General features: G+C 40.6%; 13 protein-coding genes and 1 pseudogene. 8 read left to right on the top strand and 6 right to left on the bottom strand.

What is annotated here, in order from left to right; translation table 11 throughout:
• Positions 1-56: 56 nt before the first annotated feature.
• From FERRO_RS02665 to FERRO_RS02650, 4 genes and pseudogenes are all read left to right on the top strand, one after another.
• Positions 57-365: a DUF485 domain-containing protein gene (locus FERRO_RS02665; protein WP_056929314.1), complete on the top strand. Its 309-nt coding sequence runs from the start codon at positions 57-59 to the stop codon at positions 363-365.
• Positions 362-1,363: pseudogene (locus FERRO_RS02660) on the top strand (sodium:solute symporter family transporter); the annotation flags it as partial. The gene FERRO_RS02665 and the pseudogene FERRO_RS02660, both read left to right, overlap by 4 nt.
• A gap of 122 nt (positions 1,364-1,485) precedes the next feature.
• Positions 1,486-2,589 (top strand): IS5/IS1182 family transposase, encoded by a 1,104-nt coding sequence (locus FERRO_RS02655; RefSeq protein WP_056929312.1) that lies wholly within the window; start codon positions 1,486-1,488, stop codon positions 2,587-2,589.
• A gap of 171 nt (positions 2,590-2,760) precedes the next feature.
• Complete coding sequence (locus FERRO_RS02650) at positions 2,761-3,531, top strand: sodium:solute symporter family transporter (RefSeq protein WP_082601154.1); 771 nt, start codon at positions 2,761-2,763, stop codon at positions 3,529-3,531.
• Positions 3,532-3,576: 45 nt separating this feature from the next.
• Here the strand turns inward: FERRO_RS02650 and FERRO_RS02645 are convergent, their stop codons facing one another.
• Positions 3,577-4,203, bottom strand: a complete 627-nt coding sequence (locus FERRO_RS02645) for a 3'-5' exonuclease (RefSeq protein ID WP_056929779.1) — start codon at positions 4,201-4,203, stop codon at positions 3,577-3,579.
• Positions 4,193-6,001, bottom strand: coding sequence for a DUF294 nucleotidyltransferase-like domain-containing protein (locus FERRO_RS02640; RefSeq protein WP_056929310.1), 1,809 nt, complete (start codon positions 5,999-6,001; stop codon positions 4,193-4,195). The genes FERRO_RS02645 and FERRO_RS02640 overlap by 11 nt, the downstream gene beginning before the upstream one ends.
• Positions 6,002-6,060: 59 nt before the next feature.
• On the opposite strand from FERRO_RS02640, the gene argH reads away from it, so the two are divergent.
• Positions 6,061-7,497, top strand: coding sequence for an argininosuccinate lyase (argH, locus tag FERRO_RS02635; protein ID WP_056929778.1), 1,437 nt, complete (start codon positions 6,061-6,063; stop codon positions 7,495-7,497).
• Here the strand turns inward: argH and FERRO_RS02630 are convergent.
• On the bottom strand, positions 7,486-8,073 hold the full coding sequence (locus tag FERRO_RS02630) for a MarR family winged helix-turn-helix transcriptional regulator (protein ID WP_056929309.1): 588 nt from the start codon (positions 8,071-8,073) through the stop codon (positions 7,486-7,488). The genes argH and FERRO_RS02630 overlap by 12 nt on opposite strands.
• Before the next feature lie 226 nt (positions 8,074-8,299).
• Between FERRO_RS02630 and lptM the strand changes: the two genes are divergently transcribed.
• From lptM to FERRO_RS02615, 3 genes are all read left to right on the top strand, one after another.
• Positions 8,300-8,533: an LPS translocon maturation chaperone LptM gene (gene lptM, locus FERRO_RS10620; protein WP_152975688.1), complete on the top strand. Its 234-nt coding sequence runs from the start codon at positions 8,300-8,302 to the stop codon at positions 8,531-8,533.
• A 25-nt stretch (positions 8,534-8,558) separates the two neighbouring features.
• Complete coding sequence (gene lysA, locus FERRO_RS02620) at positions 8,559-9,854, top strand: diaminopimelate decarboxylase (RefSeq protein WP_056929307.1); 1,296 nt, start codon at positions 8,559-8,561, stop codon at positions 9,852-9,854.
• 236 nt (positions 9,855-10,090) lie between these two features.
• Positions 10,091-10,726, top strand: a complete 636-nt coding sequence (locus FERRO_RS02615) for a histone H1-like repetitive region-containing protein (protein WP_056929306.1) — start codon at positions 10,091-10,093, stop codon at positions 10,724-10,726.
• A 48-nt stretch (positions 10,727-10,774) separates the two neighbouring features.
• On the opposite strand, the gene mtgA is transcribed toward FERRO_RS02615, so the two are convergent.
• From mtgA to FERRO_RS02600, 3 genes are read right to left on the bottom strand one after another with little or no spacing between them, the layout of a single operon-like run.
• The gene (gene mtgA, locus FERRO_RS02610; protein WP_204374722.1) at positions 10,775-11,494 is read right to left on the bottom strand and encodes a monofunctional biosynthetic peptidoglycan transglycosylase; all 720 of its coding nucleotides are present in this window, start codon (positions 11,492-11,494) and stop codon (positions 10,775-10,777) included.
• On the bottom strand, positions 11,481-12,326 hold the full coding sequence (gene aroE / locus FERRO_RS02605; RefSeq protein ID WP_056929304.1) for a shikimate dehydrogenase: 846 nt from the start codon (positions 12,324-12,326) through the stop codon (positions 11,481-11,483). Before aroE ends, mtgA begins: the two co-directional genes overlap by 14 nt.
• Before the next feature lie 6 nt (positions 12,327-12,332).
• On the bottom strand, positions 12,333-12,785 hold the full coding sequence (locus FERRO_RS02600; protein ID WP_056929303.1) for a rhodanese-like domain-containing protein: 453 nt from the start codon (positions 12,783-12,785) through the stop codon (positions 12,333-12,335).
• Between the last annotated feature and the right edge of the window lie 107 nt (positions 12,786-12,892).

The raw sequence follows: 12,892 nt of genomic DNA, 5'->3' as shown, positions 1-12,892 counted from the left end.
ATTTTTTTACTATATAAAACTACATAGAGAGTTTGATTTAATACATTGGAGGAAGTATGCAAAATAATACAGCTCTTCGCGTTAGGGCTCACCCTAGATTTGCAGAATTAGTTGCAAAACGATCGCGTTTAAGTTGGACCTTAACCATTATTCAACTAGTTATTTATTTCGGTTTTACTATCATCATTGCTGTGAATCCAGGATTTTTAAAAGAGTCCCTTTCAGGTGGCACAACAACCATGGGAATCCCAGTAGGAATTGCTGTTATTGTTTCTGCATTTGTCTTATCAGCTGTTTATGTCTGGAAAGCAAACGGGGAGTTTGATGAAATTAACTCACAAATTATTGATGAGGTAACCAAATGAACCACTTAAAACAACAACTATATAAAGCCCTGATCCTTCCTATACTGTTCGCTAGTCAACTAAGCTTTGCTGTAGGTCCTGAATTAGGTCAAACAGAACGTCAGGCTACAAACTGGCATGCCATCATTATGTTTGTGGTATTTGTTGGTATTACACTTTTCATCACTAAATGGGCCGCCTCCAGAACCAAATCAGCGGCTGACTTTTATGCTGCGGGCGGAGGGATCACCGGGTTTCAAAACGGGCTAGCCATCGCCGGTGACTATATGTCGGCAGCCTCATTTTTAGGAATTTCTGCCCTTGTTTTCGCAAAAGGCTATGATGGTTTATTGTTTTCTATAGGCTTTTTAGTGGGCTGGCCAATCATTTTGTTCATGATTGCCGAGAGACTACGTAATCTAGGTAAATATACCTTTGCCGACGTCACTGCCTTTCGTTTCGCGCAAGGGCCTATTCGTTCCATGGCGGCAATTAATACCTTGGTGGTAGTTCTCTTTTATCTGATTGCACAAATGGTAGGAGCAGGACAATTAATCAAACTATTATTCGGTCTGGATTACGTCTATGCTCTGGTCATCGTAGGGATTCTGATGATTCTTTATGTTTTGTTTGGCGGGATGCTAGCAACCACCTGGGTCCAAATTATTAAAGCTGTTATGCTACTAGCTGGCGCCACCTTTATGGCTCTTGCTGTATTAAACAACTTTCACTTCTCTTTTGATGCCATGTTTTCAAAAGCAGTTGAAATATACGGGCAAGTTCATCATAGCGATGGACACAGCATCATGGCGCCCTCGCCAATAAAAGATCAAATATTCTTGGGAATAAATGTACCCGGCTGGGTTGATTCGGTTTCCTTTGGTATGGCCTTAATGTTTGGTACAGCGGGGTTACCACATATACTAATGCGCTTTTTTACAGTTGGTAACGCAAAGGAAGCCAGAAAGTCTGTGTTGTACGCAACAGGCTTCATTGGCTATTTTTATTTATTGACCTTTGAGGCTCTTGCAAAACACCCTATCTGAGCGGAATTAATTGCCGGATAAATGGCAAAAACAGGTAGAAGTGGGCGGCCATTGCTGGCAAGATTAAGGTTCTGAAGACTTGATCAACGCCCGATATGAATACTACGCAACGCAATGGAATTATGCAACGATGGAATGTCATTCAACACGAATTGATGCCGGAATTGCGGGACGAGGTAGGCGCGCTGACAGCGAAACTGGCGCAGGTGGTTCATACTCTGGAATGGGTGCGCATCGAGGAATTTGTGAGTTCGAGCTGGGGCGGCTACGGTCGTCCTGAGCATGATCGGGGCATGTTGGCGAACGCCTTTGTTGCCAAGGCGATATTGGGCATATCAACAACTGCCGGGCTGATTGAACGTTTGGCAATGGATCGCGCGTTAAAGCGCATCTGTGGTTTCTCGATGTGGCGTAAATTGCCGAGCGAAGCGACTTTCTCGCGTGCCTTTGCAGAATTTGCCGAAGCGGGGCTAGCGGAGCGCACGCATGCTGCTCTGGTGAAAGAAACCTTGGGCGAACAGTTGATCGGACATATCAGCCGTGATGGCACGGCGATTGAGTCCCGCGAGAAACCGGCCAAAAGGGCCAAGGTATCGGAACCTGCAGTGACAAAGAAACGCGGGCGTCCATGCAAGGGCGAAATTCGTGAAGCAAAGCTGGGAAAGCTTGAACAGCAACGCGGCAAACCGCTGGCTGAACTGCTTGAGGAATTGCCGCGTGAGTGTGATCGGGGCAGCAAGTGCAACGCGCAGGGTTACAAGAATAGCTGGAACGGCTACAAGCTGCATATTGATACAACGGACTGCGGTATTCCGGTGAGCGCGCTGTTATCGAGCGCCTCGATGCACGACAGCCTGGCGGCGATGCCGCTGTCTTTGATGACAGCGGAGCGCGTGACGAATTGTTATGACTTGATGGATGCGGCCTATTGCAGCAGCGTATTGCGGGACCACAGTCGCAGTCTGGGACATGTGCCGCTGATTGATCACAATCCGCGCAAGGGCGAGAAGATCGAGTTTACGCCCAGCGAGGCGCAGCGATACAAGGAACGCAGTCAGGCTGAGCGGATAAATGCCAGGTTGAAGGATGATTACGGCGGCCGGTATGTTCGGGTCAGAGGGAATGCGAAGGTCATGTCGCACCTGATGTTCGGGATGCTGGCGTTGACGGCAGAGCAGTTGATGCGATTACTGACGTAGCCGCATCAAGACTAACAGGTAAAAGACAGTAAAAGGGGCGTTGGCGAAAGTCGGCGCGGTAGCCTATGGGCATAACGGAGCAGAATCGATGATTTCGGACGGGTAAAGCGAAAAACATCGCTTGAAAAGTGAAAAAACTCACCCAAAGGTGAGACTTTCCCCGCTGAAACCATTGCGTTCAGCTATTTTGCAAGAAGCTCCTTTGTTATAGGTTTTGGCGCTATTATCTATGTAACACAAAATCCACAGTATTTAGATACCGCTAAGATGCTTGTTACCGGAAAACTGGCTCTACGAGGCGGTAACAATATGGCAGCTATTCACTTAGCAGATGCAGTTGGCGGAGATCTTTTCCTCGGCTTTATTTCTGCAGTAGCCTTTGCAACTATCTTGGCTGTGGTATCAGGTCTAACTCTCTCTGGCGCTTCAGCGGTATCACACGATATTTATGCCAACGTTATTGCCAAAGGGAGAACCACAGACGAACAAGAAATTAAAGTATCAAAAATAGCCACTTTGGCTTTAGGAGTTGCAGCGGTACTACTCGGTATTGTTTTTGAAAAACAAAATGTTGCTTTTATGGTGGGCCTTGCCTTTGCCGTGGCTGCTTCCTCTAACTTTCCCGTGCTGATCATGTCGATGTTTTGGAAGAATATGACAACACGTGGCGCAGTAATAGGTGGTTTAGTTGGGCTAATTAGCTCCGTGATTTTGATTATTCTGACTAAGTCTATGTGGGTGGATACCTTTCATATGGGTAAGGAAGCCATTGTGCCCTTTAAAAATCCTGCCATGTTCTCAATGATCTTATCTTTTATTTGCTGTTGGTTCTTTTCCATTACAGATAACTCAAGTTCTGCTAAAGAAGAAAGAGAGAAATTTGAGGATCAATATATTCGCTCTATGACAGGAATTGGTGCAGAAAAACCAGCTAAACACTAATTAATTATGATTCATTTAAAGGGCAGAAGATTTTCTGCCCTTTTTTTATTTTAATTTTAGTAATTTTCTGAGTTTTAAAAACATTAATGCCGTCATTAAAGCATCATTAATTGCATCATGGTTCGGCCAACTAGGAATTTCAAGCTCTTTTAAAATATAGTTGAAGTGTAAATCTACATTACTGTCCGTATGTTGTTTGAATTTGTAATCATAGAATAAGCCAGATACGTCTATTTTTTGTTGCGGTAGGGGAATACCAATCATTGGGATCAATAGTTTATTAATCATAGCCACGTCAAACTCCAAATAATAGCCCACTAAAGGTCTGCTACCTATGAAACGTACTAATTGATCAATAGCATTAATGGGATCGATTGCAGATGATAAATCCTTGTGTCTGATACGATGAATTTTTATACTATTAAAATGAATTTGGCCTTGCGGTTTGATAAATAATTGAAGCTTTTCACTGGTAAGTATCTGATTACCAATTATTTTAATTGCACCAATGGCAATAATTTGATCTTTTTCTCGGTTAAGCCCCGTTGTTTCACAATCTAAACTGACCCATTCATTTGCTGGTGGTGGCGCTAATAAAAAATCATATTCAGACTTTTTTAACTGTTTTTTGTACCACCGGTTTAGAAGTACTTGCCAAATATTAAAACGCATCGATTTTAAAATGATAATGAACAAGCTGTTTAAACCGTTTTACAATCTGCAACGCATCCTTAAACACATCTTTATCTAAAGTAGACAGTTGAGTAAGGTCAATTTGGTTATCAGGATGTAATCCCATAGACAGTTGCAGAAGACCTCGTTTGAGTCGTAGACTCATTAAATAACCAAGTGTTTCTGACAGATCAACAGCCATTTCCTCTGACAACATCCCCAGTCTTGTTAATTCCGTAATTCGTTCGTTCGTATTGGTGACTTTAATACCTAATTCTAACGAGAGACTTCTAACCCCATGAACAATTGGAAATATTCCTATCTTTTTAATATCAATTAGATTACTTTCTGTGGCACTTCCTAATATGCGACCGATCCAACTGATGTTAGAATCTCCTTCTAACTCTCCTGCTCGAGCGAATTGAGAATAAAAGGAAGGGTTGTCTCCTAGTCGCTCTCTGTAGTATGTTTTCAACTCCTCTAATAACAAAGGGTCTCCACAAATCGCTTCTGCATCAGAAAATATAGCTAAACGCATATGATTTTCTGGACTGGGGTGATAAATCCACTGTCGTAAAGACTCTTTAAACTCTATTAAGGTTTGACACCACAGTGGATTACGCATCATGACACCACCCAAACAGGTTGGGTAGCCTAGTTCTTCCAAGTAATTATTAAAACTCTCTGCTACAGTTGCTATATCAGGTCTTCTAAATGAATCATTAATAATTAGTGCATTATCTTGATCTGTCTTGAGTATTTGCTCACCTCTCCCTTCACTTCCCATGACTACAACGCAACTATTTTGCTGTATTTCAAAAGGGGCCACTAACTGCCAAAGGCGGGTAAAAACCTTTCTATTTAATTCAGTAATTAATTGCGAAATCATAGAAATTTTAACTTCACTTTCACACAGCAACTGAATCACTTTTGTTAAATTATCTACAACTTGTTTTAATTCTTCTGGTTTATTTACCTGTTGAATCTGCAACCAAATCAAATGAGAATGGTTTGAAATAAAGCTCATTAAATCTAATTGATCGAGTACTCCCACTAATTCTTTACCGTTTCTTACTACTAAACGATGAATACTATGACGAATCATTAAAATGAGTGCGTCTAGGACTGATTTTTGCGTATCAATTTCCACCAGCGACCAAGTAGCGAGGGGTCCTACCTCCAAAGTATGTAAGTCACGGTCAGTAAGTACGGCCTTTAATAAGTCTGTTGCAGTAAAAATTCCTAACTGATTTTGGTTTTCTATCAGCAGATGAGTCAGATTTTCTTTTTCTAATTTTTGACAAATTTCATAAATAGTTGTTGTATGGCTAACGATAACTGGAGTTCTTATAAAAGTTCTTTCCACTTTTGAATGTATTAATGAATGTAGTTCTCTTTGGCTAGTTCTTTCTTCTCTAGCTCTTAACTTATTAGATAAGTCTGCAAACAGGAGAGATCCAAATTCATTATTGGAGGCGATGAGTTTATTAATGGTAAGTTTTGGAATACGATAAACAATGAGTTCTTCTGCTGTCTTAAAATAGCCGTTTATTTGTCCAGCAATAATACCCCGTGCATCGAAACACTCATCTGGACCGTAAATATAGCTAATTTCTCCTCCTTCCTCGTGTTTTACATGTCCCTTAATGATCATCAACAAATAGTTTGGCTTATCTTCTGCAGATAAAACTACCTCACCCTCAGGATAATATTCAATATCAACGCTTGCGGATACCCAGCGTCGCTGTTCCATATTAAGTGTGTCAAAAGGAGGTACAAGAAAATTAAAATTTGTCATTAGTCTGATTACTCAGGATGTTCTATACTTTATATCAATTTATACGGAATATGATTTGTATGCACAAGAAAATAACTTTGTCTCAAGCTAAAACTTGGTCTGGACGTTTTAGCGTCCCCACCACAGAATTAGTTAAAACCTATACGGCCTCTGTATTTTTTGATAAAAAACTAGCGCTATTTGATATTCAAGGTTCCCTTGCCCACGCTCAAATGTTATCGGAGATCGGCATATTAAGTCAGCAGGACCTAAAAGCTATTCAATCTGGAATGACAACTATTAAAAAGGAAATTGAGAGAGAGGAGTTCCAGTGGTCACTAGACAGTGAGGATGTTCATCTTAATATTGAAAGGAGATTAACTGACTTAATTGGTGATGCAGGTAAGCGCTTACATACTGGCAGATCAAGAAACGACCAAGTGGCTACTGATATTAAACTATATCTACGCTATCAATTGGACACTATTCAACTGCATTTAATTGAGCTTATTAGTGCTTGCGTTTTACTTGCTCAACAGCATTATGACACGATCATGCCTGGATTTACCCATTTACAAGTTGCGCAACCGATCACCCTTGGTCATCATTTGCATGCCTATTGTGAAATGTTCGAACGTGATCTAGAGCGTTTAGAAGACTGCCGTAAGCGCCTTAATCGTCTACCTCTAGGATCTGCCGCTTTAGCAGGCACCAGCTATCCTCTAAATCGATACCGGGTCATGGAATTATTGGGCTTTGATGACATCACTAGGAACTCTCTGGACTCGGTTTCGGATCGAGACTTTGCTATTGAGTTTTGTTCCTGTTCATCACTGCTTATGATTCACCTATCGCGCTTATCTGAAGAGCTTATTCTTTGGATGAGCCCGCGTTTTGGTTTTATCGAAATTGGAGATGCTTTTTGTACGGGCTCTTCTATCATGCCCCAAAAAAAGAACCCTGACGTACCTGAACTTGCCCGGGGTAAGTCTGGCAGAGTGATTGGTCATCTGATGGGATTATTAACTTTAATGAAAAGCCAGCCACTGGCTTACAATAAAGATAACCAAGAGGATAAAGAACCTTTATTTGATACAGTAGAGACTGTTGCTCAAACTCTTCAAGTGTTCAGAGATATGCTCGGTGATATTAAAGTCTATACTGACTCCATGAGACAGGCTGCACGGGAAGGCTATGCAACCGCTACGGATCTTGCAGATTATTTGGTTAAAAAAGGGGTTCCATTCAGGGATGCTCATGAAATTGTTGCCAAGGCCGTTCTCCACGCAGAAAAAAAAGAAGTGGATCTAGACGCTTTAAGTCTAACTGAATTAAAAAACTTCTCAACACACATTGAAAAGGATGTGTATCAGGTATTAACCTTATCAGGTTCTGTTAATAGTCGCGACCTTCCTGGAGGAACAGCACCAAAACAAGTAAAAAAAGCTTTAAATCAAACTCTCACAAGGATAAAAAAACGTCTTTTGATTAGCCAAAAACGGCTATCAAGCACTTAATGAGCTACTTTTAGGGGCTTGCTCACGGCATATTTTACGCGTTTCAGGCCCCGTCAGTCTCTCACCAAACCAAGCGCAATGATGAATCCTCTGGCTTTTGCGTTGGTAATAAATGCAGTTGTTGCACACTCCAAAAGGTGTTCCACCGTTTAAACTTTGAATTTCAAATAAAATAGCGCGTAAAACTGTCACGCAGTATCTGATCCGATGTGCACTAATTTCACGGGCGCCACTTTGCCACAAACTTGCAGGATTAGACTCTTCTAAAAACGCTTCCCCTAAAGCACTTAACCTCAACCGTACGACTCTTTTATCAACATCATCTTGATACCTTTCAATCAAACCATGTCGATCTAATAGCAGTAGACTTTGTGATATGGTACCTTTGGTCACGTTTAAATATTCGGCTAGCGCTTGGGGCGTATTACTGAATCTGTTAACCTGTTGTAAAAAAAGAAGCGCTTGAATATGTACGGGTTGCAATCCTTCTTCGCCTCCAACGCGGCGATACTCACTGCGCATGACATTTGCCAAGCGATTAACAATATCTAACAGTACAATAGGATTTTTTAACATTCTAAAATAATATCGAGTCAAAACTACTGTGTCAAAATTAAAAAAACATATTTTTTCGTATCGTTTCGCTACTACACAACCAAAAAACCCTTGAAAAACAGTGTTTTTTAATGAAACAAAGGGTTTTTTGAACCCGTCAAGCAGTATTTAATAGGGTGTTGTAAAAACAACAACAACTCTTTAGATCTAATAAAATAAGGCTTCTTCAGAGTGTTAATAAATATAAATGATATTATTTTCTAATAAAAACGAAAAAATACTGTTTTTTAACAATGTGATAGACTTGTTTCCCATGAAATCCCCAAATTTGACTAAACTTTTTTTCTTTTCTATGTGGCTCACTCTTTCCTTAAACGGTTGCGGGTTAAGAGGCCCTTTGTATTTGCCACCAAAATCCACCCCCAAAGAACCCCCTAAAGCTAGCGTTGACATCAAACCGAGCCAACTTATATCGCACTAAGAATAACTAGGATTTAACTTTAATAATGGCCAATCTTACTCCTTTTCCCGAACTGTCATACCATGACAACCAACTCCATCTTGACGAAGTATCCCTCACTAAACTCGCCGAGCTCTACGGTACACCGCTTTATGTTTACTCATATAGTGCTTTAGTAAAGGCCTACAATGATTTCAAAGATGCCTTTAAAACCCGCGATACCTTGATTTGCTACGCCGTAAAAGCCAATGGCAATTTAAGCCTGTTAAGAGAGCTCGCTAACCTTGGTGCAGGTTTTGATATTGTTTCAATGGGTGAACTACAGCGAGTATTACAAGCTGGAGGAGATCCGCAAAAGATTGTTTTTTCAGGTGTCGGAAAAAGTATAGAAGAAATCAACTACGCTCTTAAAACCAATATATTTTGTTTTAACATAGAGTCAGAGCAAGAACTCTATCGTATTAACGAGTGTGCTTTAAATTTAGGTAAGAAAGCCAGTATTTCTTTTCGCGTTAATCCTGATGTGGATCCAATGACCCATCCCTATATCTCTACAGGGCTCAAAAACAGTAAATTCGGCGTTCCTTTTGATACGGCCATTGAACTATATCGTAAGGCCCATCTGCTCTCGCATGTCCAAATAAAGGGCATTGACTGCCATATTGGCTCTCAAATTACAGAACTAGAACCCTTTATTGAAGCATTAGAACGCATACTTGAATTAATACTTAAACTTAATGATCATGGCATCGCTATCTCTCACCTAGATTTAGGAGGAGGGCTAGGTATAACCTACAAAAACGAAACTATTATTTCTCTTAATGACTACGCACAAGCCTTACTGAGCCGTTTAAATAATTTTAATGGTCAATTAATATTTGAACCAGGACGCAGGATTATTGGTAACAGCGGCTTATTACTAACCAGAGTAGAGTATTTAAAACAATCACCCGACCACAACTTTGCGATTGTAGATGCGGCGATGAATGATCTAGTCAGACCTTCTCTTTATGATGCCTGGCACGAGGTAGTTGAAGTCAAGAAGCCCGCCATCGAATCAAATCAATTTTTTGATGTCGTAGGACCCGTCTGCGAAACAGGAGATATCTTGGCTTCAAATAGATCGCTGGAAGCACAACCAAAAGATTTACTGGCTATTTTATCTGCTGGAGCATATGGATCCTCAATGGGTTCAAATTATAACGCCCGACCTCGTGCCCCGGAAGTACTGGTTTTTCAAGACCAGCATTATCTGATTAGCCGACGAGAAAGTCATGAAGAGCTAACCCAACGTGAGCTGACAGACTTTTTCAATCTGCCTCCTTTATCAAAAATCATATAATTCTTAAATCATGTACATTTAGTATCGAATCGCTACATCCAATCATTCATCAATTCAAAATAACTTCAAATCTTTTGTGGTTTTATATTGTTTTGTTTCGTTCAAAAGTTAAAATTCTAGATACTAGGAGATTATTTATATCTCTTAACAAGAGTTAACTTTTATTTTAAGTTGATTCAGTTGTAGTCCCTTGCACGACTCATATAATTTGATCAACACGAAAAGGAGTAGTTAGTATGGCAACTGAAAAGAAAAAGTCGTCTACCAAGAAATCCGAAGCCAAAAAAGATGCTGCTAAAAAACCAGCGTCTAAGAAAGTCGCTGCTAAGAAACCTGTAGCTGCTAAGAAAGTCGCTGCTAAGAAACCTGTAGCCGCTAAAAAAGTCGCTGCTAAGAAATCCGTAGCTGCTAAGAAAGTCGCTGCTAAGAAACCCGTAGCCGCTAAAAAAGTTGCTGCTAAGAAACCCGTAGCCGCTAAAAAAGTTGCTGCTAAGAAAGTAGCTGCTAAGAAACCAGTAGCCGCTAAGAAAGTCGCTGCTAAGAAACCCGTAGCTGCTAAGAAACCCGTAGCCGCTAAGAAAGTTGTTGCTAAAAAACCCGTAGCCGCTAAGAAAGTTGTTGCTAAAAAACCCGTAGCCGCTAAGAAAGTTGTTGCTAAAAAACCCGTAGCTGCTAAAAAACCCGTAGCTGCTAAAAAACCAGTAGCCGCCAAAAAACCAGTAGCTGCTAAGAAAGTTGTTGCTAAAAAACCCGTAGCTGCTAAGAAACCAGTAGCTGCTAAAAAAGAGGCTCCTGTCAAACCCGTAGTAGTAGTAGCAGCACCTGCACCCGCACCAATTATCACAGCACCATTAATTAAACCAATGTTTTAAATTGGTAGGGTTGAAACTTCTAGGTATCAATCTGCTACCTAGAAGTATTTATTTAGGAATTTGTATCTGCTCCATTCTCATTTGAATAGTGTTTGTTTTGTTGATTAGTCTCTTTGTAGCACCATGTTTGTCATAATATCTTGGCCTAGGAATCATTGAGGCAAGTTGAGCTGCCTGACTGATATTAATGGCTCTTATGGGTAAATTAAAGTAATGTTGCGATGCAGATCCGCATCCATAAACCCCATCTCCCCACTCTATAACATTTAAATAAACTTCTAATATTCTCTTTTTACTCCATAAGCTCTCAAGCATAACAGTAATCATCGCTTCTTCCGCCTTTCTAAATAAATTGCGTTGGGAAGATAAAAAAAGATTTTTTGCTAGTTGTTGCGTAATTGTTGATCCGCCAGCTATTATTGTTTTACTTTGTAAATCTTTTTTAAGAGCGAATTGTATCCCCCGCCAATCAAATCCGTGATGAATAACAAAGTTTGCATCTTCCTCTGCAATCACCGCTCTTTTTAGTGAATTAGGGATGGCATAGTAGGGTACCCAGGTGACTTTTATTTCTGGAAGTTGTTGATGGGAAAGCTTCTCTACTTGGCGCTGTCTCATCATAGATGTGGGCACTGTTGGATTATGGTACTTCCACCAGATTATTTCAGCTAAAATCCACCCATTCCATAAAACAAACAACGCTAACAGTAATTGAGCTATTTTTTTTATGGCTTCCACCATGATAAAGAGTTTATTACTGACGCTCACTAATTACCTGTCTCAGAATCTCTCTGAGTTCAATCGTATTAGGACGACAGTGCCGCCAAAGATAAAAAGATTCTGCCGCCTGTTCAATTAACATGCCAAGACCGTCATGATATTTTTTTACGTTTGATTGTTTTGCTTGAGTTAAGAAGGGCGTTAATTGGGTGCCATAACTCATATCATAGGCATAGGTATTTTCAGAAAATATCTGCGTGGGATATGTCATGTCTTCACCTTTTATGGCCGCTGACGTAGCATTAATCACCACATCAAAGGAACTCAGTAGTCTTGGATGATGCAAAGACCCACCCCCTAACTTAAGTTGCTGAGTAGCTTTATGAGTCATCTTGATTTGATTAATGAGAGAAAATACTTTGTCTTCCGTTCTGTTAGCTATAAAGATTTCTTCGGGGGCCTGTTCTATGAGGGGTGCAAGAACACCTCTTACTGCTCCGCCTGCACCTAATATCAGGATTGATTGCCCAGTAATAGGTATTTGTAAATATTCACAATCGGCGATTAAACCAACGCCATCTGTATTATCCGCACATAGGCGCCCCTCTTCCATCCATAAAGTGTTTGCTGCGCACGCAAAACTCACTCTGTAACTGACTTGTTGAGCCATAAGATAGGCTCTTTCCTTAAAAGGTAAAGTAACATTTAAACCTTTTCCACCTGAATTAAAAAATTGCATTACATCAGGCTCAAAGTGGTCCACGGCAGGGGCCATCGCCTTATATTCAAGCAACTGACGGGTTTGACGAGCAAAATAACTATGAATAAAAGGGGAGCGGCTATGCGCGATAGGTTGCCCCATAACAGCGTATTGATCCATATTTAATTAACTTTGTTTCCAAGGTAAACCCGCATGACGCCAGCCACCTGATGTATTACGATGGCCGTGATGATCCTTATCTCCCTCAAAACCTTGTAATACATTATAAGAATTAATAAAACCAGATTCTGTCGCAAGTTTTGCGGCAGCATGGGATCTTGCTCCTGAACGACACATGAAAAACAAAAGCGTATCATGACCGACCTCAGAATGAATTTGTTGAATAAAACCTGGATTATTGGTACCGTCGGGATAGAAACTCCATTCAACATGTAATGAATCAGGCACATAACCGACCCAGTCTAACTCTGCTTGAGTACGCACATCAATGAGCCTTGATCCTTGAACCAATTGAAGCAAATCATAGGCCTCCTGAGGTAAGAGCGCACCGGCATAAGGAAGGTTTGCTTCATGAGCACGTTCTTGTGCTTTTAATAAAATATCAGGTAACTTTGTCATGTTTTTCCTTAACTTATATTAAATTTGTATTATTCTAATTGTACTCGCCAAATAAAGCTGAGAACAAAAAGTCTGTATCAATATTCACGAAAGCACTGATTTAGTGC

This window comes from Ferrovum sp. JA12 (assembly GCF_001431705.1).
Classification (GTDB): domain Bacteria; phylum Pseudomonadota; class Gammaproteobacteria; order Burkholderiales; family Ferrovaceae; genus PN-J185.
This window is presented reverse-complemented; position numbering and strand designations above follow the sequence as displayed.

What these genes read in the sequence shown, in the direction of transcription:
- FERRO_RS02655 (WP_056929312.1), top strand. Translation starts at nt 1,486, where the DNA reads ATGAATACTACGCAACGCAATGGAATTATGCAACGATGGAATGTCATT.
- FERRO_RS02645 (WP_056929779.1), bottom strand. Translation starts at nt 4,203, where the DNA reads ATGCGTTTTAATATTTGGCAAGTACTTCTAAACCGGTGGTACAAAAAA.
- FERRO_RS02665 (WP_056929314.1), top strand. Translation starts at nt 57, where the DNA reads ATGCAAAATAATACAGCTCTTCGCGTTAGGGCTCACCCTAGATTTGCA.
- FERRO_RS02640 (WP_056929310.1), bottom strand. Translation starts at nt 6,001, where the DNA reads ATGACAAATTTTAATTTTCTTGTACCTCCTTTTGACACACTTAATATG.
- FERRO_RS02615 (WP_056929306.1), top strand. Translation starts at nt 10,091, where the DNA reads ATGGCAACTGAAAAGAAAAAGTCGTCTACCAAGAAATCCGAAGCCAAA.
- lysA (WP_056929307.1), top strand. Translation starts at nt 8,559, where the DNA reads ATGGCCAATCTTACTCCTTTTCCCGAACTGTCATACCATGACAACCAA.
- FERRO_RS02630 (WP_056929309.1), bottom strand. Translation starts at nt 8,073, where the DNA reads ATGTTAAAAAATCCTATTGTACTGTTAGATATTGTTAATCGCTTGGCA.
- FERRO_RS02600 (WP_056929303.1), bottom strand. Translation starts at nt 12,785, where the DNA reads ATGACAAAGTTACCTGATATTTTATTAAAAGCACAAGAACGTGCTCAT.
- aroE (WP_056929304.1), bottom strand. Translation starts at nt 12,326, where the DNA reads ATGGATCAATACGCTGTTATGGGGCAACCTATCGCGCATAGCCGCTCC.
- lptM (WP_152975688.1), top strand. Translation starts at nt 8,300, where the DNA reads ATGATATTATTTTCTAATAAAAACGAAAAAATACTGTTTTTTAACAAT.
- argH (WP_056929778.1), top strand. Translation starts at nt 6,061, where the DNA reads ATGCACAAGAAAATAACTTTGTCTCAAGCTAAAACTTGGTCTGGACGT.